Below are 22863 nucleotides of genomic sequence, written 5' to 3'. Positions count from 1 at the left end.
GGTGCTGGCATGATCGAAAGCTATAGCCTGGCCCATGGCCAGTTGCGCAAGCGCGAAGGACTCGATTGCGAGGTGCTGCTGTTCGTAGAGCCGGACAGTGCTGAGCGTGAGCTGTTGCAGGCTTGGTTCCACCTGGATGCCCATGCCCTGGCTTCGGCACTCGACCCGGACGAGGTGTCACGCATAGAACTGCACCGCGATGGCCTGTTCCTCATCTGGAAACGCCCGGAGAGCTACACCGGGGGCAACAGTTTCGCCTTCCAGGTGTCTTCGTTCGGCATGTTGATGGTCGACGGCCACCTGGTGCTGATCGCCCCGGACGCCTCCCTGCTCGACGGCCTCGGGCAGCGCCATGCGCTCCACGATCCGATGGATGTGCTGCTGGCCATCCTGCTGGACAACCTGCATCACTACCTGGGGCACCTGAAGGTGATCAAGATGGTCGCCCGCGAACTGCAGCAGCGCTTCGAGCAGTCGCTGGAGAACCATCACCTGATGCAGATGTTCAACCTCAGCGAGAGCTTGATCCACTACATCAACGCCATCCACAGCAATGGCGCGGTGCTCTCGCGCTTGCGCGCCCATGGCGAGAAGCGCCATTTCAACCCCGAGGTGCTGGCGCTGATCGACGATCTGGTCATCGAGAACAACCAGTGCCACAAGCAGGCCGAAATCTACTCGACGGTGTTCGCCGGCTTGATGGACGCCCGCGGCAACCTGGCCAACAACGCGATGAACGAGACCCTGCGCAAGCTCACCCTGATCAACGTGGTGTTCCTGCCGCTGAACCTGATCGCCAGCATTGGCGGGATGTCCGAGTTCAGCATGATGACGGCAGGCGTGCCCTGGTGGCTGGCCTATGCCGTGCTGGTGCTGGCGATGATGCTGCTGGGCGTGCTCATGGTGCTGGCGCTCAAGCGCCTGGCCAGGGGGCGTCGGCCCGTGGTGCCCCTTGCGCAAACCGAGCGCCCCGTTGCACGGCCGACCCCTTCTTTCCCTGGTATCGCCAATTGGAGAACGCCATGAGCAACCTGCAGATCGGCCTGATGATCGTCACGGTGATCGTGGTGTTCGCGGTGGTGAACTTCTACTGGGACTACCTGCGTGACCGCGACTGACGCAAACAGGCATGTCCGGGGGCTTGACTGACGTGCACGGGCACGCGGTGTCGTGATCGAACCGTTGTCTGACGTTTTCGAGCATTTTGCTCGCGCCGCGCCCGGCTTAAAGTGAAGCCCGCATCCCCATGGTGCGTTGCCCCGGGCGCATGAGAAGGCCGTAACAGAGCGTGCGCAACGTACTCCGCCCTTAGCCGAGGAGACCGTTTCGCCTACGCCTGCCCGTCCCTTCCTTGTGTCAGTAAAAAGAGAACAAGACCAATGAACACCGTGGGAACTGATGGCAACCTTGCTCAAGGTTTCAAGCCACGTCACGTAACGATGCTGTCCATCGCCGGCATCATCGGCGCGGGACTTTTCGTCGGCTCCGGACATGCCATCGCGGCAGCCGGGCCCGCCACCATTCTTTCCTATTTCGTCGCCGGCACCCTGGTGGTACTGGTCATGCGCATGCTCGGTGAAATGGCCGTGGCCCATCCTGATACCGGCTCGTTCTCCACCTATGCTGACCAGGCCATTGGCCGTTGGGCCGGCTACACCATCGGCTGGCTGTACTGGTGGTTCTGGGTGCTGGTGATCCCCATCGAGGCGCTGGCTGCGGGGCATGTGCTCAACGCCTGGTTCCCCCAGGTGGACAGCTGGATCTTCGCCTTGGCCTCGGTGCTGCTGCTGGCCTGCACCAACTTGTTCAGCGTGGCCAAGTACGGCGAGTTCGAATTCTGGTTCGCCATTCTCAAGGTCACCGCGATTCTCGGCTTCATCGGTCTGGGTTTTGCCGCACTGGCAGGCTGGTTGCCGGAGCGCGAGGTCAGCGGGTTGAGCACGCTGGTCGACGAGCATGGCGGCTTCGCCCCCAAGGGCTGGTCGGCGGTGGTCGGTGCCTTTATCACGGTGATGTTCAGTTTCATCGGCACCGAAGCGGTGACCATCGCTGCCTCCGAGTCCAGCGATCCGGCGCGCAACATCGCCAAGGCCACTCGTTCGGTGATCTGGCGCATCAGTACGTTCTATATCCTGTCGATCTTCGTGATCATCTCGGTGGTGCCCTGGAATGACCCGCAGTTGGCTGTGGTGGGCTCCTACCAGCGCGCGCTGGAGATCATGAACATCCCCAATGCCGCGCTGATGGTCGACTTCGTGGTGCTGATCGCGGTGACCAGTTGCATGAACTCGTCGATCTACATCGCCTCGCGGATGATGTACTCGCTGGCCAAGCGCGGCGATGCGCCAGCGCTGCTGAAGAACACTTCACGGGTTGGCGTGCCGCGTGCGGCGGTGTTCGGCAGCACCCTGATCGGCGCGGCCATCGCCATTCTCAACTACTTCGCGCCCAAGGGCGTGTTCGAGTTCCTGCTGGCCAGCTCCGGCGCCATTGCCTTGCTGGTGTACCTGGTGATCGCCATTTCGCAGTTGCGCATGCGTGCACGGCTGGAGCGCGAGAGCGCCAACCTCAAGTTCCGCATGTGGCTGTTCCCCTGGCTGACCTGGGCGGTGATCCTGTTCATCGGCGGCGCACTGGCCGTGATGATGTTCACCGAGGAACACCGCGCCGAAGTCACCGCCACCTTGAGCCTGGCGATCGTGATCTCGTTCCTCGGCATCATCACCACCCGGGGGCATGCGCGGGGCGCCGCAGCAGCAGGCTCTGCGGGTTGAGGTGAAACCGGGCTTGCCCGCAACGTGGCAAGCCCGAGCCTACGCGTTGCCATGACGTTTCCCGGAGGATTTGCGGGTTTTGGCAAAGCCCCGAATCTTCATTGGCGTGATATATCCGTGCCATCATTTTTTGTCTTACACTCCGGCCATCAGCTCGCAAGGGAGTGCGCAACATGCTTCGCGGTTTCCGTCTGGCTTTGACCCTGGGTCTGTTGCACCTGCCGCTGGCGCAGGCCGGCGACCCACCCGCCGACCCCTTGCTCGATACCCCCGCTGCGTCCAGCGCCGGGCAGAATCCCCGTGGTGTGCTGCGTGCCCGTGACCAGGCCGTGCTGTCCAGTGAGCTGGCCGGGCGCATCGTCGAGATGCCCTATGCCGATGGCCAGGACTTCAAGCAGGGCAGCACCCTGGCGCGCTTCGATTGCAGCGCCTACCAGGCCCAGCTCAACGCCGCCCAGGCCGCCGTGCGCGCTGCCCGCGAGGAACTCAACCACAACCGCCAACTGGCCGCGCTGAAGTCGGTCGGCCAGTTCGAGGTGTCGTTGGCCGAGGCCAAGCAGGCCCAGGCCCAGGCCGAGGCCCAGGTGTACCAGGTACAGGTCCGGCGCTGCGTGGTCAGCGCGCCGTTCGATGGCCGGGTGGTTCAGCGCCGGGCCCAGCCCCATGAAAGCGTCGCCAGTGGGTCACCGCTGCTTGAGGTGGTGGACAACCGCTCGCTGGAGATCCACCTGCTGGTGCCCTCGCGTTGGCTGGGGCAGCTCAAGCAAGGCCAGCCGTTCGAGTTCGTTCCCGATGAAACCGGCAAGCCGCTGCAGGCACAGGTCAAGCGCGTCGGCGCACGGATCGACGAGGGCAGCCAGACGTTGCTGCTGATCGGCGAACTGCCCCGTGACAGCCAGGGGCTGCTGGCCGGCATGAGCGGCACCGCCCACTTCGCCGCACAACCATGACGGCCGCCGCCACGGGGGTGGCCGAGCATGCCTTCGCGCTGTTTCTCGGCCTGCAGCGTCAGGCCCGCCAGGCGGCTGGTCCCGAGCAACTGGCCTACAACATGGTCAACGATGGCCAGACACTGTTCGGCTTTCGCCATGCCGCCCTGCTGATCGCGGGCAAGGTTCGGGCACTGACCGGCATCAGTGTGGTCGAGGCCCATGCGCCGTTCGTGGCGTTTGTCGAACGCGCCGCTCACACGCTCCAGGCCGCCGGTGTGGCGGCCCGGACGGGGGCCGTGGATCCGGCGACGCTGGATACCCAGGCCCAGGCAGACTGGCAGTTGTTGTCGGCCGCTCACGCATTTTGGTTGCCCTTGCTCGATCGCCAGGGCGAAGCGTTCGGCGGGCTGTGGCTGGCCCGCGACCAGGCGTTCAACCCCGCCGAGCAAGCCCTGCTCAATCAGTTGGGGGAGACCTACGCGCATGCCTGGCTGGCTTTGGGCCCGGCCAAACCCTGGCGATTGCGTTGGCCACGGCGGCGCCTGCTGGCGGCCTTGGGGTTGTCGTTGCTGGTGCTGTTGGTGCCGGTGCGCCAGTCGGTGCTGGCCCCGGCCGAGGTCGTGCCGCGGGCAGGGCGGGTGGTTGCCGCGCCGCTGGACGGGGTGATCGCCGAGTTCCTGGTCAAGCCCAACCAGACGGTCGCCGTCGGTGACCTGCTGGTGCGCTTCGACGCCACCACCCTCAAGGCCCAGGTCGATGTCGCCGAGCGCGCCCTCGGGGTCGCCGAGGCTGAGCTCAAGGCCAGCACCCAGCGCGCCTTCAGCGATGCCGAATCCAATGCCCGCCTCGACCTGCTGGCCGCCCGCGTGGAACAGAAACGCGCCGAACTCGACTACGCCCGCCAGCTCCTCGGCCGCAGCGAAATTCGCGCCGAGCGTGCGGGAATCGCGGTGTTCGCCGACGCCGAGCGCTGGACCGGCAAGCCCGTGCAGACCGGCGAGCGCCTGATGCAACTGGCCGATCCGCAGCAGGCCGAACTGCGCCTGGAGCTGCCGGTGGGCGATGCCATCGCCTTGCAACCCGGCGCCGAAGTGGCGTTGTTCCTCGACAGCGACCCGCTGCATCGCCATGGCGCCCGCTTGGAGCGCGCGGCCTACGAGGCCCAGGCCACCGCCGCCGGGCAACTGGCCTACCGGCTGGACGCCGGTTTCGACGAGGCACCACCGCGCATCGGCTTGCGTGGTACCGCCAAGGTGTACGGCGAGCGCGCCCCGCTGGTCTATTACCTGCTGCGTCGCCCGCTGGCTGCGTTGCGTCAGGGGCTGGGGCTGTGACCCTGCCGGCGTTGCGCGTCGACCTGCAGCTGTCGCCAGCGGCGGCCGGGCATGACGGCGCGCCGCAGTGGACCCTGGCCGACCCGCTGCGCGGGCGTTACTTCAAGCTGGGCGGTGGCGCCGTGCGGCTGTTGCAGCACTGGCGCCTGGGCGACCCGCAGCGTGTGCTGGCTGCCGCCAATGCCGAGCCTGGCCTGGCAGTCGACGAGCAGGCATTGGAAGAACTGTTGCTGTTTCTCGGCCAGCACGACCTGATCGGCGCCGAAGATGCCCGCCAGCGCGAAAGCTATGCGACCAAGGCCGCCGCCACCCGGCAGAGCCTGTGGACCCGTGTGCTGCACCAGTACCTGTTCTTCAGGATTCCGCTGTGGCGCCCGGATGCCTTCCTCAACCGCGCATGGCCGGTGCTCGAACGCCATGGAGGCTGGATCTTGCGCTACGCCCTGCCGTTGGTGCTGGCGTTGGGTGTGTTCCTGGTGATCCGCGATTGGTCGCGCTTCATTGCCACGTTCCCGCACCTGTTCAGCCTCGGCGGCATCCTCGCCTTTGGCGCGGCGCTGGGGTTCGCCAAGCTCTGCCATGAGTTCGGCCACGCCTTCATGGCCAAGCGCGCCGGGTGCCGGGTGCAGAGCATGGGCCTGGCGTTCATGGTGCTGTTGCCGATGTTCTACACCGATGTCAGCGATGCCTGGCGCGTCAGCGACCGCCGTGCGCGGTTGCTGATCGATGCCGGTGGGGTGTTCGCCGAGCTGCTGCTGGCGGTGCTGGCGCTGCTGGCCTGGTCGCTGCTGCCTGACGGCCCGGCACGCACGGCAGCGTTCATGCTGGCCAGCGCCACCTGGATCACCACCTTACTGGTCAATCTCAACCCCTTCATGCGTTTTGATGGCTACTTCCTGATCAGTGACTTGTGGCGGGTCGAGAACCTGCAGAACCGCGCCTTTGCCCTGTGTCGCTGGCGATTGCGCGAGGCGCTGTTCGGCTATGGCGAGCCAGCCCCGGAAGCCTGGTCGCCGACCATGCGCCGCCGTTTGCTGGTGTGGGGCTATGGCGCCTGGCTGTGGCGCGCGGTGCTGTTCTTCGGTATCGCCCTGGCGGTGTATCACCTGTTCTTCAAGGTGCTGGGCATCTTCCTGATGCTGGTGGAGCTGGCCTGGTTCATCGGTATGCCGGTGTACAAGGAGTTGCGGCAATGGTGGCTGCACCGTGGCCAGGCGGCGCCGGGCAAGACGCTGCGGGTGGCGGCCGGGCTGGGTTTGCTGCTGGCCGTGCTGGTGCTGCCCTGGCGTGGCGCGGTGGACGTGCCGGCGATGCTCGAGGCGTCCCGCGTCAGCGCCCTGCATGCGCCGGTGGCGGCACGGGTGAAAAGCTTGCCGGTGGGCGAAGGGCAGGCGGTTCGCCAGGGCGAGCTGCTGGTGGAGCTGGAATCGCCCGACCTGACGTCGCGCCAGTCCATCGTGCGCCGCGAGATCGACATCCTGCAGCTGCTGTTGCGCCGCCAGGCCGGGCGCAGCGAGACGGCGGCGGACGCTGGGGTGCTAGAGCAGCAACTGGCCGAAGCCGTGGCCGAGTACCGCGGCCTGGCCGCCCAGCGCGAGCGCCTGCAGCTGCGCGCGCCCCGCGACGGTGTGCTGCGTGACCTGCCGGCCGGCCTGGCAGCGGGGCAATGGGTAAGCCCGGCACTAACCTTGGGCCGGGTAGTCGAGCCGGGGCTGCGTTTGCGCGGTTACCTGGCCGAAGCCGATCTGTGGCGGGTGGCGGCCGGCAGCGAAGGGCGCTTCATCGCCGATGACCCGGCGCGCCCGGCATTGCCGGTGCGCGTGGAGCAGGTGGATGCCACCGGCGTTGCCGTGCTGGAGCTCGAAGCGCTGGCCTCCGACCGCCATGGCCCGGTAGCCGTGCGGCGTGATGGCCAGCAGCGTGCGGAGCCGGTGCAGGCCCAGTATGGCGTGCGCCTGAGCCCGTTGGGCGAAGTGCCCGATGTGGCCCAGCCGTTGCGTGGGGTGGTGGTACTGGAGGGCGCGCGCGAGTCGTTGCTGGGGGCCGCCTGGCGACGTTTGGCGGCGTTGGGGGTTCGTGAGAGTGGGTTTTAGGCGGCCTTTCCCCTCCAGGGACCCGTCTTCGCCAGGAACACCGTTCAAGACAATGCCAACGCAAGGAGCCCGCATGACCGAGACTGCTTTGCCACTGTGTTCCCGCCTTACCTTGCCCACGAACCTGCCCGCGTTGCTGCAGGCCCTGACCCGGCTGGACACTCACGCCTGGCAGGCGCACTTCAACCGGGGCTACCACGAAGGTGACTGGAGCGGTGTGGCACTGGTCGCCGCCGAGGATGCGCCGTTGCCGCTGGCCCCAGGCACAGGCGCGCCGAATAGCCTGGCCTGGTGGCAGGGCGAGCCGGCCTGGCAGCAAGCACTCGCACCCTTCCAGGCATCGCTGCGCGCCGCCCGCCTGCTTCGCCTGGGCGCGGGGGCGCGGATACACGAGCACCGTGACCCCGACCTCGGGCGCCCAGGCGGCTGCCTGCGCTTGCACATACCGCTGCTGAGCCCTCCGGGCGTGGAGTTTCTTGTGGATGGCCTGCAAGTGCCGATGCGCCCGGGCGAGTGCTGGTTCATCGACTTGTCGCGCCCCCACCGGGTCAACAACCCCGGGCCCGGTGAGCGCATTCACCTGGTACTCGACTGCGCGGCCGACCCTTGGCTACTGGCGCTGATCGACGAAGGCCTGGCGCAGACGCCGGCACTGCAGCCCGGGAGGGCTGGGCAGGCATTCGAACGGTTTCGCCAGCAGGTGAGTGAGGCGCCGGCATTGGCCGCGCAACTACAGGCGTTGGAGGATCCCCGGGCCTTCGTGGCCGAGGCGGTGCGCCTTGGTGCCGAGCTAGGGCTGGCGTTTTCCGAGGCAGAGGTCCTGGGCGCCATGCGCCGGGGCAAGCAGGCATGGAGCGATCAATGGCGAGTGTGAATACCCCGATGGATTTTCACGGCTGGCTGCCCATCCGCCTCTGGCAAGGCGACGCCGGATGGCGGGTGGACTGGTGCTGGTTCGGCGAGAGGCGCCTGGCCCGGCCGTTTTTCCGCGACGACGTCGACCAGGCACTGCGCTTGCCCTTCAACCAGGCCATGCGCCGCGACACCGATGTCCAGGCTTTGCTCGACTGGCAACTGCACAGCCCGGGCCTGGCGCCCTCGGTGCTGGTGTTCCATGCCTCGCGCTGTGGCTCGACGCTGATCGCCCAATTGCTCGCCAGTCAGGCCCGCAACATCGTGCTGTCCGAGCCGCCGCCGTTGGACAACCTGTTGCGTGCCGCGCGCCAGGACCCGTCCGCCGTCGCCTGGCAGGCCGATGCATTGCGGGCGCTGTGCTCGGCCTACGGTCAGCGTCGTCGGGGCGACGAGCGCCACCTGTTGATCAAGCTCGACGCCTGGAGCATCTTCGACGCGCCACTGCTGACGGCGCTGTATCCCCAGGTGCCACGGGTATTCCTCTACCGTGACCCGCTGGAAATCGTGGTTTCCCAATTGCGCCAGCCGGGCATGCACCGGGTACCGGGCCTGCTTGGTGCCTCTGGGCTCGACAGTGTGCTGGCCGAGGCCCAGGGCATGGGCGCGGTGCAATACACCTGCCGGATGATTGGCGAAATCCTTGCGGCTGGCCTAGCGTTGTGCGAACGCGAAGGTGCCATAGCGGTGAACTACAGCGAGTTGCCCGATGCTGTCTGGGGGCGCCTGGGGCCACTGTTCGGCATCCTGCCAGACGAAGTAGCGGATTTGCAGGCGGTCGCGGCCTTCGACGCCAAGCAGCCGGCCCTGAACTTCAGCGCCGATGGCCAGCGCAAGCGTGACGAAGCCAGCGACGAGGTGCGCGCGGCGATTGCCCGTTGGGCCCTGCAGCCTTACAACGCTTTGGAATCCATACGGTTGCGAAATGCTTAGAAACCGGCGTCAAAATACCTCGAACGGGTGTTTGAGAAAATAGTTGCAAAGACCACGCTACAGTAGTGGCTATATGCCTTGTTGTTCGGCTACGCTGCGGGTGATCGTGTAGGACAATTCACTTGGATGTGCGCCCCTCACCATGGGGTAACCTTACGCAGGGAAGCCAGACCCGATGTCCATCCCCGAGGTGAACCTCCGTCCCATGGTGGACGCCGACCGGGCGTTCCTGCGCGAGCTCTATGGCACCACGCGTGCCGCCGAAATGGCCCTGCTGCCGTGGCCGCAGGCCGCTATCGATGCCTTCCTCGACCAGCAGTTCCAGGCCCAGCACGACTACTACCAGGCCCAGTTCGCCGACGCCGGCTTCTTTGTCATCGAAACGGCGGGCGAGCGCATCGGCCGTGCCTGCCTGCAGTGGACCGACAGCCACGTGCAATTCATCGACATGGCCCTGCTGCCCGCCTGGCGCGGCCGTGGCATCGGCAGCCGGCTGCTCGGCCAGTGGCTGGCACGTGCCGATGAACGGGGGCTCAGCGCCGGCCTGCATGTGACCGCCCACAACCCGGCCTTGCGGCTCTATCAGCGCTGTGGGTTCCGGGTGGTCGGCGAGAACGGCTTGTCGCTGAAAATGAGCCGGCCAGCGTCCATTGCCGCGATTGATGCGACCGGTGAGCCCCGATATCCAAGGGGGCCGGAGCTCCAGACGATTTCCCACGCCGATCGGCAGCTCTGAGCGTGCCTGTCACGAACGTGATTACCTGCGGGCCTTGAGGCCCGTCCTTGCCGCGTTGTCAAAGGAGTGCAGTAAATGAGTGAGCCATTCATCGGTCAGATCACATTGTTCGCGGGAAACTTCGCGCCACGGGGTTGGATGTTTTGCCAAGGGCAGCTGCTAAGCATCGCCCAGAACACCGCGTTGTTCTCGATTCTGGGTACGACCTACGGTGGCAATGGCCAGACTACATTCGCCCTGCCTGACCTGCGTGGTCGCGCACCTGTCCAGCAGGGGCAGGGGCCAGGCTTGCCGAGTGTCGTGCTGGGCGAGGCAGCCGGCACGCCGACTACCACGCTGACATCGCTGAACATGGCGTCGCAGGCCGTGAACATCCCCGCGCAGACCGTATCGGTCGCCATCCCTGCCGCAGAAGGTGACGCCGACCTGCCTGCACCCTCGACCACTGGCGTGCTGGCCAAACCAAAGGATTCGTCCGGTTCGGGGGTGTCGATCGACATCTACGCCTCTACCGCCAGCAATACCACGCTCAAACCCTTCAACCTCACCATCCCTGCCACGACAGGGGTGACCGCGGCAGGCAACCAGCCGTTCTCGAACCAGAGCCCTTACCTGGGCATCAACTTCATCATCGCGACCGAAGGGATCTTCCCATCCCGTAACTGAGGCCAGGATTTCGGCAGGCAGGGCAGCGGGGCGCGCATCGGCGCCCCGTCGTCCGTTCAGGATTACCAGACAAGGACAGGCCGCCCTCATCTGCAGGGACGGCAAGCATAAGCAGCCGCAGGGCTGAGCGAGGGCATCATGGCATTCTGGAAACGCGGTAAAGACACCCACACACCCAACGTTTCCGCGAGCCGGCCCAGTCTCATCCAGGCCCTGGAACCGCGCATGATGTTCGACGCCTCGGTGGGCGTGGTCGCCGATCAGGGGGCTCAGGCGGTCGAAGCCGCCGCAGCCGCCACCGGAGGCAAGGACACCAGCGCCGCCAGTGATGCGGCCAGTACCCGCGATAACACCGCCCACGAACCGGCCCATCAGGCGGCACCGGCCACCGCGCCGATCTCCCAGGCTCCGGGCAATCATGAAGTGGTATTCGTCGACTCTGCGGTAAGTGATTACCAGAAACTCATCGCCGGCCTGCCTGCCGGGGTCGAGGTGGTGGTGCTGGACAACGGCAAGGATGGCTTCAAGCAGATCGCCGACTATCTCAATGGCCGTAGCGACGTGACTTCGGTCGATATCATCAGCCACGGCGACAGCGGCTATGTGTACCTGGCCGGCAATGCCATCTGGGCCAACCAACTGGCCAGCCATGGAACCGACCTGGCGCGCATCGGCGCCAGCCTGGCCCCAGGCGGCGATATCCGCTTCTTTGCTTGCAACACCGGCGCCGGCAGCGATGGCCAGATGTTCGTCAACGAGGTGGCGCGGCTCAGCGGTGCCGACGTGGGCGCCTCGGCCGACTCGACTGGCAACCGCGCTGGCGAGGACTGGGAACTGGAGACCGTTTCCGGCGCGGTGGCCACTGGCGTGGGCGTGCAGCGCGGCGACCTGTCGGCATTCAATACCTCGCTGGCGACCATCACCGTCACCAGCAGCAATGCGTCGCTCATCGCCAACGATGGCCAGGTATCCCTGGCCGAAGCCATCCAGGCCGCGAACACCGACACTTCGGTAGATGGCTCCGCTGCGGGCAGCGGCAACGACATCATCGTGTTCCACCAGAACCTGAAAGGCGGGACCATTCGCTGGTCGTCGGCCACGGCGCTGGCGGTGACCAGCAACATTACCATCAACGGTGATGTCGACGGCGACGGCAAGGGCGACATCATCCTCAGTGGCGACGTCAACAGCAACAACATCCGCGATGCTGGCGAGGCCTCGGGCCTGCAAAGCAACGGTGGCGGTGTGCTGACGGTGCGCAACCTGGACATGCGGCATTTCTCCGGCAACATCACCGGTGGGGCCATCCGCGCCAATGGCGGTTCGATCACCGTCGAGGATTCCAACTTCCAGGACAACGCCGGCACCGTGATCAACTCGGCGACCACCCTAGGCTCCACGGTGGTGGTACGCAACACCACGATCCATGACAACAATGCGAGCATCATCGGCGCCACCGGCATGTCGTCGCTGGTACGCCTGGGTGGCGCCAACAACCACGTCCTGGAAAACGTGGCGATCTACAACAACAGTGGGACCTACGCCGCCACTGCCACGGTCGCTGGCGCCTCGGTCATCGTGCTGAGCAATACCGGTGGCTCGGTCAGCATCGTCAACAGCACCATCGCCAACAACACCTACCTCAACACCAGCAGTGGCACCATCAACTCCGCCGGCCTGGGGTGGGCCACTGGCGGCGCCGGCACGGTGACGGTGCTCAACAGCATCATCAGTGGCAACACGGTCAACGGCGCTGCTCTTGATGCCGCCACCAACAGCGGCAGTGGCGGTGGCTACACCAGCACCACCAACCTGATCGGCACCCCGGTCAACTTCGTCAATGCCGCCGGCGGCGATTACCGCCTGGCCAGCACTGCCAGCAACGCCATCGACCAGGGCACCCAGGCGGGCGCGCCGGCCACCGACCTGCGCGGCTTCGACCGGCCCCGTGGCGGCGGTGTCGACATCGGTGCCTACGAGGTGCTGTACTCGGCGCCGCCGCTGGTCGACCTGGACACCAGCACCGGTGGTAACGACAGCACCGTCAATTTCGCCGGCTCCCCGGTGGTGATCGTGCCGAACATCAACATCAGCCAATCCGACGGCGATACCCAGGTCAGTGGCGCCACGCTGACCTTGGGCGGCGTGCTCGATGGCGGCAGCGAGACCCTGTCGCTCAGCGCCGGGCAGATCGCCACGGCGGCCAGTTACGGCATCACCATCAGCGGCTCGGGCAGCGCGGTGCTGTCGCTCAGTGGTGTGGCCACCCTGGCCCAGTATCGTGCGGTACTTGCCACAGTGACCTATGGCAACGCCGCAGGGGCCTACACCAGCGGCACCCGTAGTGTGACCGTCAGTATCAATGACGACATGGGCAGTACTACCCGCACCGCTTCGGTGGTGGTCCAGCCACTCAATGCCGCGCCGGTGATTGCCAACCTCAACGGCGACAGCCAGACCTTCACCCAAGGCAGTGGCGCCGTGCTGCTCGACAGCGGCAGCAACGCCACGGTCACCGACAGCGACTCGGCCGACTTTGCCGGGGGTAACCTGACCGTGGCAGTCAGCGCCAACGGCGTCGCCAGCGAAGATCTGCTGGGCATCCGCCACCAGGGCAATGGCGCCGCGCAGATCGGCGTCAGCGGCAGCACGGTGAGCTACGGCGGAGTGGCCATCGGCACCTATACCGGCGGCACGGGCGGCGCCAACCTGGTGCTGACGTTCAACGGCAATGCCACGGCCGCAGCAGTCCAGGCGGTGGTGCGCAACCTCACCTACGACAACAGCAATGCCGCCAACAGCATCGGCCAGGCCACCCGCACCCTGTCGGTCACCGTCAACGATGGCGATGGCGCCACCTCCAGCGCGGCTTCGGTCACGGTGGCCATTCACGAGACGGTTCTGCCCACCGCCACCATCACCCTCAGCGACACGGCCCTGAAAGTGGGCGAGACCGCGACGGTGACCATCACCTTCAGCGAGGTGGTGAGCGGTTTCTCCAATGCCGACCTGACGGTGGCCAACGGCACCCTGAGCGCGGTGTCCAGCAGCGATGGCGGCAAAACCTGGACCGCCACCTTCACCCCGACCAACAGCATCACCAACGCCAGCAACGTCATCACCCTGAACAACGCCGGTGTCACCGACCTGGCCGGCAACGCTGGCGTAGGCACCACCAATTCGGCCAACTACAGCATCGACACACAGCGCCCGACGGCGACCATCGTGGTGGCCGACAGCAACCTGAGCATCGGTGAGACGTCCCAGGTGACCATCACGTTCAGCGAGGCCGTGACCGGCTTCACCAATGCCGACCTGACGGTGGCCAACGGCACCTTGAGCACGGTGTCCAGCAGCGATGGCGGGATCACCTGGACCGCGACGTTCACCCCGACCAACGCCATCACCGACGCGACCAACCTCATCAATCTGGACAACACCGGGGTGAGCGATGCCGCTGGCAACGCCGGCAGCGGCACCACCAACTCGAACAACTACGCCATCGACACCCTGCGCCCGACAGCGACCATCGTGGTGGCCAGCCCCACCCTGGCCATCGGCCAGACGTCGTTGGTGACGTTCACCTTCAGCGAGGCCGTGACCGGCTTCACCAATGCCGACCTGACGGTGGCCAACGGCACCCTGAGCGCCGTCTCCAGCAGCGACGGCGGGATCACCTGGACCGCGACGTTCACCCCGAACAGCACCATCACCGACGCGACCAATGTCATCACCCTGGACAACACCGGGGTGAGCGATGGCGCTGGCAACGCCGGCAGCGGCACCACCAACTCGAACAACTACGCCATCGACACCGTGCGCCCGACCGCGACCATCGTGGTGGCCAACCCCACCCTGGTCATCGGCCAGACGTCGCTGGTGACGTTCACCTTCAGCGAGGCCGTGAGCGGTTTCAGCAATGCCGACGTGACGGTGGCCAACGGCAACTTGAGCGCGGTGTCCAGCAGCGACGGCGGGATCACCTGGACGGCCACCTTCACCCCGTCAAGCAACATCACCGACACCACCAACCTCATCACCCTGGACAACAGCGGGGTGGCCGATCTGGCCGGCAACGCCGGTAGCGGCACGACCGACTCGAACAACTACGCCGTCGACACCCAGCGCCCGACGGCCACCATAGTGGTCGCCGACAACAATCTCACCGTCGGCGAGACCACCACGGTGACCATTACCTTCAGCGAGGCTGTAACCGGCTTCACCCTCGCCGATCTGACGGTGGCGAACGGCAACTTGAGTGGGCTTTCCAGCAGTGATGGCGGCATCACCTGGACGGCGACGTTCACCCCTTCGGTAAACGTGCAGGACGCCACCAACGTGATTGCCCTGAGCAACAGCGGGGTGGCCGACCTGGCTGGCAACGCCGGCAGCGGTACCACCAACTCCAACAACTACGGCGTCAGCACCATGCAACCCACGGCCACCGTGGTGGTAAGCGATGCGGCGCTGCGCATCGGTGAAACCTCACTGGTAACCATCACGTTCAGCGAGGCGGTGAGCGGATTCACCAACGCGGACCTGACCGTGGCCAACGGCACCCTGAGCGCGGTCTCCAGCGCCGACGGCGGCATCACCTGGACGGCCACCTTCACCCCGACCGGCAACATCACCGACAGCACCAACCTGATCACCCTCGACAACAGCGGCGTGGTCGGCCAGAGCAGCGGCAATGCCGGTACCGGCAGCACCGACTCGAACAACTATGCCATCGACACCCAGCGCCCGACGGCGACCATCGTGGTGGCCGGCAGCAACCTGGCCATCGGCGAGACGTCGCTGGTGACCATCACCTTCAGCGAGGCGGTGAGCGGATTCACCAATGCGGACCTGACCGTGGCCAACGGCACCCTGAGCGGGCTGAGTAGCAGCGATGGCGGTATCACCTGGACCGCGACCCTGACGCCGAGCGCCGGCATCACCGACACCTCCAACGTGATCACCCTGGATAACAGCGGGGTGACGGACACCGCCGGCAACGCCGGTTCCGGCACCACCGACTCGAACAACTACGCCGTCGACAGCCAGCGGCCAACCGCCACCATCGTCATGGCCGACAGCGATCTGCGCGTCGGTGAAACCTCGTTGGTGACCATCACGTTTAGCGAGGCGGTAGCGGGCTTCACCAACGCTGACCTGAACTTGCCCAATGGCACCCTGGGCACGCTGTCCAGCGTCGACGGCGGTATCACCTGGACCGCCATCTTCACGCCGAGCAACGGCGTGCAGGACGCCACTAACCTGATCGTACTGAACAACACGGGCTACACCGACCTGGCCGGCAACAGCGGAACCGGCACCACTTCATCGGCCAACTACACGGTCAACACCGTCGTCCCCACCGCCACCGTCGTGGTTGCCGATACGGCCCTGCGCGCGGGCGAGTCGAGCCTGGTGACCATCACTTTCAGCGAGGCGGTGAGCGGCTTCACCCTGGCCGACCTGACAGTGGCCAATGGCACCTTGAGCGGGTTGAGCAGCAGCGATGGCGGCATCACCTGGACCGCGACCCTGACACCTGGCAACGGGGTCGAGGACACCAGCAACCTGATCACCCTGGACAACAGCGGCGTGGTCGCGGCATCTTCGGGCAACGCCGGCGTGGGCAGTACCGATTCCAACAACTACGCCATCGACACCCGCGTTCCCAGCGTGACCAGCGTCGGTGGCCCGGCGGGGGTGTCCTACAACGCCGGCGACTCGCTGGTGTTCGTGGTCAACGCCAGTGAAGCGGTCCAGGTCACGGGGGCGCCGCGCCTGGCTCTGGACATCGGCGGGCACACGGTGTTTGCCGAACTGGTGGCGGGCGCCGGCACCTCGACCTTGGTGTTTCAGTACATCGTCCAGGCCGGTGACAACGACGCTGACGGCATCACCGTGACCGGCCTTGTCGCCAATGGTGCGACCCTTGTCGACGCCGCGGGCAATGCCATGGACCTGACCCTCAATGGCGTGGCTGACACCCACCAGGTGCTGGTCGACACCCAGGCGCCGAGCGCGGTCGGCATCGTCACCCTCGACCCGTCGCCGAGCAACGCCCAGAGCGTGCGCTTCACCGTGACCTTCAACGAGCAGGTCAATGGCGTCGATCTCAGCGATTTCAGCCTGGTTGGCACCGGCTCGGCCAGCGGTACGCTCAGCGGCCTGCAAGCGCTGGGCGGTGGAGTCTATGTCATCACCGTCAGTGGTGTGCACGGCACCGGCACCCTGGGCCTGAACCTCAATGGCAGCGCCACGGGTATCACCGATGTGGCCGGCAACGCCTTGGTCGGTGGCCTGACCGGCGCCACGTACAACATCGACCGCGACGCCCCCACGGTGGGCAGTGTCGGCGTGCCGGTCGGCGTCCCCTATAACACGGGCGATGTGCTCACCTTCGTGGTCAACACCAGCGAGGCGGTGATGGTCGACGGCGTGCCGCGGCTTGCCCTGGATGTCGGCGGGCGCACGGTTTACGCCGATTTCGTGGCCGGCTCAGGCACGCCGACGCTGGTGTTCCAGTACCAGATCCAGGCCGGCGACAACGATGCCGATGGCATCCAGGTGCTTGGCCTGTCGGCCAATGGCGCGAGCCTGCACGATGCGGCCGGCAATCAACTGACACCGGCGCTGAACAATATTGGCGACAGCCACGGGGTCATTGTCGACAGCACGCCACCCGGCGTGGTCTCGATCGTGGCGAATCCGTCGCCGACGCCGGGCAGCCAGTCCTTCACCGCTACCTTCAGCGAAGACGTCAGCGGGGTCGACCTGGGCGACTTCGAACTGCTGGCCAGTGGCAACGCCAGTGGCACGCTTCAGTCGCTGGTACGCCTCGACGGCCATACCTGGCAGGTCAATGTCGCAGGCGTGGCGGGCAGTGGTGGCCTGGCCCTTGGGCTCAAGGCCAGTGGCACCGGCATTCGCGATGGCGCAGGCAACGACGTGGTCGGCGGCTTCGCCGGGCAAAGCGTGACATTGCAGTCTACCGACGGTGATCCGGAATTCCGCGCATACCCACCGGCGCGCCCGGGCCAGGCCAGCCCAGGCACGCCGGTGGTGATCGCACCGTTGCCGGTAACGGCGCCGTTCCAGTCGCCGCTGCTGCCACAGCCGCTGTTCGAGGTGCCGACAACGGGCGGCGGGCTGCCGACCTTGGGCAATCTGTTCATCCAGAACGGTGCGCTGGCGCCGAGCTACCTGGCCCAGGTGTTCGCCGGCCAGCACGCTGACAGCGGTATCGGCAATGGTTTGGGGGCCGGTTTCCTCGGCTTTGGTGGTGGTGACGCCAACGTGTTCGGGGCCAGCAGCCTGGCCAACATCTTCGACAAGACGCTGCCGGATGACGGTGGCCAGTATGAACTGAGCGGTGGCAAGCCATTCCGCCAGGGGGCAGAGGCAGGGGCGGGCAAGGGCCTGACCGGGGCGCCGACCCTCGGGCAGCAGCTGCAGGCCTTCCAGGAGGGGGAGCAACGCCAGGCCAGGCAACTGGCGCAGGTGTTGGGGCAGGTCGAGGTACCCGTGCCGCAGGCCTGAGCCGGCGCACGCGAGCAATCCAATTAGAAGAAAAGCAGTGCCGTACCAAGGGGGCGGACAGGGATGAGCAGAACATCGAGGATTTTTGCGGTAAGCGTACTGGCACTGGTGGTAACAGGGTGCGCGGTCAAGACCCAACCCATCGACCGCAGTGTCAGCGAGCAGCGGGCGCGGGCGGACCTTGCCAGCATGTTCAAGGGCCAGGAGGCCTTGCATGGGCCGCTGACCCTGCACCAGGCCATGGCTCGTGCGGTCAAGTACAACCTGGAGGCACGCCTCAAGATCATGGAAGAAGCCCTGGCCCAACGCCAGGTCGACCTGGCCACCTTCGACATGCTGCCGCGCATGGCCCTGTCGGCCGGTTACGCCGGGCGCAGCAACGTCAGCGCATCAAGCAGCCAAAGCGTGCTGACCAATACCCAATCCCTGGAGCCATCGACCTCCCAGGACCGCGACCGCGACGTGGCCGACCTGACCATGGTGTGGAACGTGCTCGACTTCGGTGTCAGCTATGTCAGCGCCAAGCAACAGGGCGATCAGCGCCTGATCGTCCAGGAGCGCCGGCGCAAGGTGGTGCAGACCATCATCCAGGACGTACGCTCGGCCTACTGGCGGGCGGTCGCCGCCGAGCGCTTGCTCAAGCAGATCGACGCGCTGATGGTGCGGGTCGAGCAGGCCCGGGACAACAGCCAGCGCATGGGGGACCAGCGCATCGGCGACCCGATCCAGGCGCTCAACTACCAGCGCTCATTGATCGAGGCCACCCGCCAGTTGGAGGAACAGCGCCGTGCGCTGTCGCTGGCCAAGACCGAACTCGGCGCGCTGATCAACCTGCCGCCGGGTAGCGAGCTGACCCTCGCCGCCACTGACGACTACAGCGTGCCGGAGCTCAAGGTGGGCCTCGAAGCGCTGGAGCAGCAGGCCCTGGCCACGCGCCCCGAATTGCGCGAGCAGGACTACCAGGCCCGCATCAGCGCCGCCGAGGTGCGCAAGTCGATGCTGCGCATGCTGCCGGGGTTGGAGTTTTCGGCGGGCGGGCACTACGACAGCAACAGCTTCCTGACCAACCAGCACTGGGCCGATTATGGCGTCAAGGTCACCTGGAACCTGTTCAACGTGCTGTCGGGGCCGGCGTCCATCGACGTCGCCAAGGCTGGCGAGCAGGTGGTCGAGGCGCGTCGCCAGGCGATGTCGATGGCCATCCTGGCCCAGCTCTACGTGGCCAATGCCAACTACAACGAAGCTCGCCGCCAGTTCGCCACCAGTCAGCAACTGGTCGCCCTTGACCAGCAGATCGTCGAGCAACTGCGCAATCGCCACCAGGCGCAGGGTATTGGCGAGCTGGAGCTGATCCAGGGGGAACTGAATGCGCTGCAGGCCGACCTGCGCCGCGACCTGGCCTATGCCGAGCTGCGCAATAGCTATGGCCAGGTGTTCGCCAGCGCCGGGCTCGACCCGTTGCCACAGACCCTGCCGTCCGGCGAACTCGCCGACATTGCCCAGGCCCTGGGTAATAACGAGGCACGCTGGCAGCGTGGCGATATCGCCCCGGGCAGTTGAGTGCAACCAGCAGGCGCGGGGTCAGCCCGCGCCTACTGCGTTTGGTGCAGTACCCGCTGCTGTACGTACGCCAGCAGTTGCGCCGTTGCTATCGGCAGCGGCACTTGTGCCGTCTCCACCACCAGCTCCGGGCGCTCCGGCACCTCGTACGGCGCATTGATCCCGGTGAAGGCAGGCAGCTCTCCCGCCCGGGCGCGGCGATACAGGCCCTTGGGGTCGCGGGCCTCGCAGGTGGCCAGGTCGGCCTTGACGTACACTTCGTGGAAGCCCGCCTTGCAGGCCTGGCGCGCGGCGGCGCGCCCCGAGTGATAGGGCGAGATCAACGCGGCAATGCAGATCAGCCCGGCATCGGCGAACAGCGCCGCCACCTCACCCGTACGGCGGATGTTTTCGTGGCGATCCTGGGGTGAGAAACCCAGGTCGGCATTCAGCCCTGTGCGCAGTACATCACCGTCGAGCACGTAGCAGCCATGCCCCAGCTCATCGAGCTGCCGGGCCAGGGCCTGGGCCAATGTCGACTTGCCCGCGCCCGACAGGCCGGTGAGCCAGATTACCGCGCCAGGGCGGGCACGTGCCGGTGGACGTTCATCGCTTCCTGCATGATGCACCTTGGGCGTCTCCGAAAGGGGGAGTGCCCGAGTGTACTGCGCCGCGTGGCGGGATGTCAGTGGCCTGGAAACGGCCACGGTGGGTGTTCAGTCGATTCCTCTGCGCACTCCTTCTATATAGCGCAGCACTGCAGGCGACTTCTCGAAGCGGCGGTGCACCAGGCTCAGCCATGAACTTGCCTGGGCGTCGGCGATGGGCCGGTAGTTGACCTGGGGCAAACTGATGCGCTGGACCACCGACGCCGGTACCACGGCCACGCCCTGGCCCAGTGACACCAGGGTGAGCACCGCCACCAGGCTGCCCGGCTGCGGCCCCAGGCGCGGTGTGAAGCCGCCCTGGCCGGCGATTGCCAGGGTGCCGGAGATCTGCTCAGGCAAGATGAAAGTTTCGTCGGCTAGCCGCGCGGCGGGGATTGTCTTCAGCTCATTGAGGCGCGAGCTGGCCGGCAGCGCCAGGACGAAACCTTCCTGGTGCAGGGCGATGGCATTCAGGCTCTGCGGCAGCTCCATCGGCGAGCGCAAGTAGGCGAGGTCGAGTTGGCCCTCGTCGACAAGAGAGGGGAGCTCGAGCATGGGCACTTCGCGAATGTTCAGCTGTATGCCGGGATAAGCCTGGGCAAACCGACTGACCTGTTGCTGCAGGGTGCCGGAGTAAGCCGCCGAGGCAACGTAGCCGAGTTCGATCCGCCCACTGTCGCCGCGACCGGCACGCTGTGCACCCAACTGTGCGGCGTCGAACTGCTGCACCGCCTGTTCAGCCTCGGTGAGCAACGCCTGGCCTGCGGCGGTGAGGCTCACCTCGCGCTGGCTGCGTTCGAACAGCCGCACGCCCAGCTCACGCTCCATGTCCTGGATCTGCCGGCTCAGGGTCGGCGGGGCGATGCCCAGTTGCTCGGCGGCGCGGGTGAAGTGGCCGTGGCGGGCGACGGCAAGGAAGTAGCGGAAGTGACGTATCTCCATGGGGCCTCGTTAGCCAGGCGCTAATGACGCGGGACGTGCTGGCTAACAAGCCGGGCGCCCTGCGGCGTTATGGTTGAGGCAACACTACAAGGCTGGCGTCGTGGCGGTAAAGCGGCGACGACCTGCCTGCTCTCTATAACGGAGCCTTGCATGCCTGCAGCCGCCTCACCACGCTTCACCCTGTTCACCGCCTCGGCGGTGTGCGCCGTGATCATCCTCGACACCAACATCGTCGCGGTCAGCCTGCCCAGCATTGCCCGCGACCTGTCGGGCTCGTTCAGCGACATCGAATGGGTGGTCAGTGCGTACTTGCTGGCGTTCGCCGCCTGTCTGCTACCCGCTGGCAGCCTGGCCGACCGCTTCGGCAGGCGGCGCATGCTGCTGCTCGGCCTGGCGCTGTTCGGCGCGGCCTCGCTGGCGTGCGGCGCCGCGCCGAGCCTGTTGTTCCTCGATCTGGCCCGAGCAGCCAAGGGCATCGGTGCCGCGTTGTTGCTGACTGCCGCGCTGGCCGCCATCGGCCACCGTTTCCATGCGCCGCAGGAGCGCATGCGGGCCTGGGCTTTCTGGGGCGCGTGCATGGGCGCGACCATCACCTTCGCGCCGCTGCTCGGTGGGCTGATCGCCAGTACCTTGGGCTGGCGCTGGATCTTCTATATCAATCTGCCGCTGGTGATGGTGCTGGCGCTGATGGTCGTGCGCAGTATCGAGGAGTCCCGCGACGGTTCGGCGGCGCGGTTCGATCCACTGGGTAGTCTGACTTTCGCCGGTGGCCTGGGCTACCTGATCTGGGCCTTGATCGATGCCAATCGGGTCGGTTGGGACAGTGCTCCCACGTTGGGACGTCTGCTGATCGCAGTGTTCCTGCTTGGCCTGTTCGTGATGGTCGAGCGTAGCCAGGTGCGTCCGATGGTCGACCTGGGTTTGATGCGCAGCGGGCGCTTCATCGGCGCCTTGCTGGGGATGTTCGCCTATGCCGCCTGTGCGCAGGTGATGATGACCTTGCTGCCGCTTTACCTGCAGAACGGTTTGCAACTGTCGGCCTTGGCTGCGGGGGCGGGCATGTTGCCATTTGCCGTGGCCATGCTGCTGACGCCTCGGCTGGGCATGCGTCTGGCGGTGCGCCTGTCGCCGGCCCAGGTGTTCGCTGTGGGGTTGGTGCTGGTCGGACTGGGCAACCTGGCCTGTGCCTGGGCCGTCGGGCAGGGTGGCTATACCGCGTTCGCCCTGGCCAGTGTCGTGCTGGGCTCGGGAGCTGGATTGCTCAACGGCGATACGCAGAAAAACATCATGGCTTGCGTGCCGCGTGAGCGCACAGGTATGGCTTCGGGGCTGAGCACGACCACGCGCTTTGGAGCCATCGTCCTTGCCATAGGCATTCTTGGCGGCATCCTTGCGGCGCGCAGTGGGCAACTGCTGCGCGATGCCCTGGCGATACGGGCGCCTGAGGCGTTGGGTGCGGCGGGGGAGATGGCCACACGGGTGGCGGCGGGGGATCTGCATGCCGCGCTGGCGTTGCTTGACCCAAGATTCCGAGAGGTGGCGGCACCCCTGGCGCGCCAGGCGTTTATCGGTGGCTTCGAGGCGGTGCTGTGCAGTGCCGGTACTGCGGCGCTGGTCTTTGCGGTGGTGGTGGGGGTATTGCTGAATAAACCCTTGCCGGTCGGGGACGCTCATCATCAGGCAATGCAGACCCGTGCGTCAGGCCAAGCACCAGATATTGCAAATACATGAAATTAACGGTTGACGGGGTTTCAGATCCCCTTATAATGCGCCCCACTTCCAGCGACATCGGAACGAAAAACTCCTTGAATATCAAAGAGTT

At 66.1% G+C, this 22863-nt stretch carries 14 protein-coding genes; 12 read left to right on the top strand and 2 right to left on the bottom strand.

What is annotated here, in order from left to right; translation table 11 throughout:
- The first annotated feature begins 9 nt into the window (after positions 1 to 9).
- The 11 genes from ACVWY1_RS17735 to ACVWY1_RS17685 all read left to right on the top strand — a co-directional run bounded on the left by ACVWY1_RS17735 (position 10) and on the right by ACVWY1_RS17685 (position 19473).
- Complete coding sequence (locus tag ACVWY1_RS17735; protein ID WP_457378581.1) at positions 10 to 1026, top strand: magnesium transporter CorA family protein; 1017 nt, start codon at positions 10 to 12, stop codon at positions 1024 to 1026.
- Between the two features lie 353 nt (positions 1027 to 1379).
- Positions 1380 to 2774, top strand: coding sequence for a GABA permease (gene gabP / locus ACVWY1_RS17730; protein ID WP_102684146.1), 1395 nt, complete (start codon positions 1380 to 1382; stop codon positions 2772 to 2774).
- Positions 2775 to 2947: 173 nt separating this feature from the next.
- The gene (locus ACVWY1_RS17725) at positions 2948 to 3724 is read left to right on the top strand and encodes an efflux RND transporter periplasmic adaptor subunit (protein ID WP_046857240.1); all 777 of its coding nucleotides are present in this window, start codon (positions 2948 to 2950) and stop codon (positions 3722 to 3724) included.
- The gene (locus tag ACVWY1_RS17720) at positions 3721 to 5040 is read left to right on the top strand and encodes an efflux RND transporter periplasmic adaptor subunit (RefSeq protein WP_457378580.1); all 1320 of its coding nucleotides are present in this window, start codon (positions 3721 to 3723) and stop codon (positions 5038 to 5040) included. Before ACVWY1_RS17725 ends, ACVWY1_RS17720 begins: the two co-directional genes overlap by 4 nt.
- Positions 5037 to 7133, top strand: a complete 2097-nt coding sequence (locus tag ACVWY1_RS17715) for an HlyD family efflux transporter periplasmic adaptor subunit (protein WP_457378579.1) — start codon at positions 5037 to 5039, stop codon at positions 7131 to 7133. Before ACVWY1_RS17720 ends, ACVWY1_RS17715 begins: the two co-directional genes overlap by 4 nt.
- Positions 7134 to 7206: 73 nt before the next feature.
- A complete protein-coding gene (locus tag ACVWY1_RS17710) occupies positions 7207 to 8007 on the top strand; it encodes an aspartyl/asparaginyl beta-hydroxylase domain-containing protein (protein ID WP_457378578.1) in 801 nt (266 codons plus the stop codon).
- Complete coding sequence (locus ACVWY1_RS17705) at positions 7995 to 8978, top strand: sulfotransferase family protein (protein ID WP_457378577.1); 984 nt, start codon at positions 7995 to 7997, stop codon at positions 8976 to 8978. The genes ACVWY1_RS17710 and ACVWY1_RS17705 overlap by 13 nt, the downstream gene beginning before the upstream one ends.
- A 175-nt stretch (positions 8979 to 9153) precedes the next feature.
- Positions 9154 to 9714, top strand: a complete 561-nt coding sequence (locus ACVWY1_RS17700; protein WP_110703116.1) for a GNAT family N-acetyltransferase — start codon at positions 9154 to 9156, stop codon at positions 9712 to 9714.
- Positions 9715 to 9789: 75 nt separating this feature from the next.
- A complete protein-coding gene (locus ACVWY1_RS17695) occupies positions 9790 to 10380 on the top strand; it encodes a phage tail protein (RefSeq protein WP_102684140.1) in 591 nt (196 codons plus the stop codon).
- A 138-nt stretch (positions 10381 to 10518) separates the two neighbouring features.
- Positions 10519 to 17913, top strand: a complete 7395-nt coding sequence (locus tag ACVWY1_RS17690) for an Ig-like domain-containing protein (protein ID WP_457378576.1) — start codon at positions 10519 to 10521, stop codon at positions 17911 to 17913.
- 63 nt (positions 17914 to 17976) lie between these two features.
- Positions 17977 to 19473 (top strand): TolC family protein, encoded by a 1497-nt coding sequence (locus ACVWY1_RS17685; protein WP_457378575.1) that lies wholly within the window; start codon positions 17977 to 17979, stop codon positions 19471 to 19473.
- Between the two features lie 32 nt (positions 19474 to 19505).
- Here ACVWY1_RS17685 and cysC read toward each other — a convergent pair whose 3' ends face one another.
- Positions 19506 to 20081 carry an adenylyl-sulfate kinase gene (cysC, locus tag ACVWY1_RS17680; protein WP_457378574.1) on the bottom strand — a complete coding sequence of 192 codons (576 nt, stop codon included), beginning with the start codon at positions 20079 to 20081 and terminating at the stop codon, positions 19506 to 19508.
- Positions 20082 to 20168: 87 nt separating this feature from the next.
- Positions 20169 to 21041, bottom strand: coding sequence for a LysR family transcriptional regulator (locus tag ACVWY1_RS17675; protein ID WP_277502719.1), 873 nt, complete (start codon positions 21039 to 21041; stop codon positions 20169 to 20171).
- Between the two features lie 150 nt (positions 21042 to 21191).
- On the opposite strand from ACVWY1_RS17675, the gene ACVWY1_RS17670 reads away from it, so the two are divergent.
- On the top strand, positions 21192 to 22772 hold the full coding sequence (locus tag ACVWY1_RS17670; protein ID WP_457378573.1) for an MFS transporter: 1581 nt from the start codon (positions 21192 to 21194) through the stop codon (positions 22770 to 22772).
- Positions 22773 to 22863: the final 91 nt, after the last annotated feature.

It is taken from the genome of Pseudomonas sp. TE6288 (assembly GCF_054062095.1).
The sequence above is the reverse complement of the archived record's forward strand: the minus strand, read 5'-3'. Positions and strand labels throughout refer to the sequence as shown.

Excerpts from the sequence above, each read along its gene's own strand:
- ACVWY1_RS17735 (WP_457378581.1), top strand. The coding sequence starts at position 10 with ATGATCGAAAGCTATAGCCTGGCCCATGGCCAGTTGCGCAAGCGCGAA.
- gabP (WP_102684146.1), top strand. The coding sequence starts at position 1,380 with ATGAACACCGTGGGAACTGATGGCAACCTTGCTCAAGGTTTCAAGCCA.
- ACVWY1_RS17725 (WP_046857240.1), top strand. The coding sequence starts at position 2,948 with ATGCTTCGCGGTTTCCGTCTGGCTTTGACCCTGGGTCTGTTGCACCTG.
- ACVWY1_RS17720 (WP_457378580.1), top strand. The coding sequence starts at position 3,721 with ATGACGGCCGCCGCCACGGGGGTGGCCGAGCATGCCTTCGCGCTGTTT.
- ACVWY1_RS17710 (WP_457378578.1), top strand. The coding sequence starts at position 7,207 with ATGACCGAGACTGCTTTGCCACTGTGTTCCCGCCTTACCTTGCCCACG.
- ACVWY1_RS17705 (WP_457378577.1), top strand. The coding sequence starts at position 7,995 with ATGGCGAGTGTGAATACCCCGATGGATTTTCACGGCTGGCTGCCCATC.
- ACVWY1_RS17700 (WP_110703116.1), top strand. The coding sequence starts at position 9,154 with ATGTCCATCCCCGAGGTGAACCTCCGTCCCATGGTGGACGCCGACCGG.
- ACVWY1_RS17695 (WP_102684140.1), top strand. The coding sequence starts at position 9,790 with ATGAGTGAGCCATTCATCGGTCAGATCACATTGTTCGCGGGAAACTTC.
- ACVWY1_RS17690 (WP_457378576.1), top strand. The coding sequence starts at position 10,519 with ATGGCATTCTGGAAACGCGGTAAAGACACCCACACACCCAACGTTTCC.
- ACVWY1_RS17685 (WP_457378575.1), top strand. The coding sequence starts at position 17,977 with ATGAGCAGAACATCGAGGATTTTTGCGGTAAGCGTACTGGCACTGGTG.
- ACVWY1_RS17675 (WP_277502719.1), bottom strand. The coding sequence starts at position 21,041 with ATGGAGATACGTCACTTCCGCTACTTCCTTGCCGTCGCCCGCCACGGC.
- ACVWY1_RS17670 (WP_457378573.1), top strand. The coding sequence starts at position 21,192 with ATGCCTGCAGCCGCCTCACCACGCTTCACCCTGTTCACCGCCTCGGCG.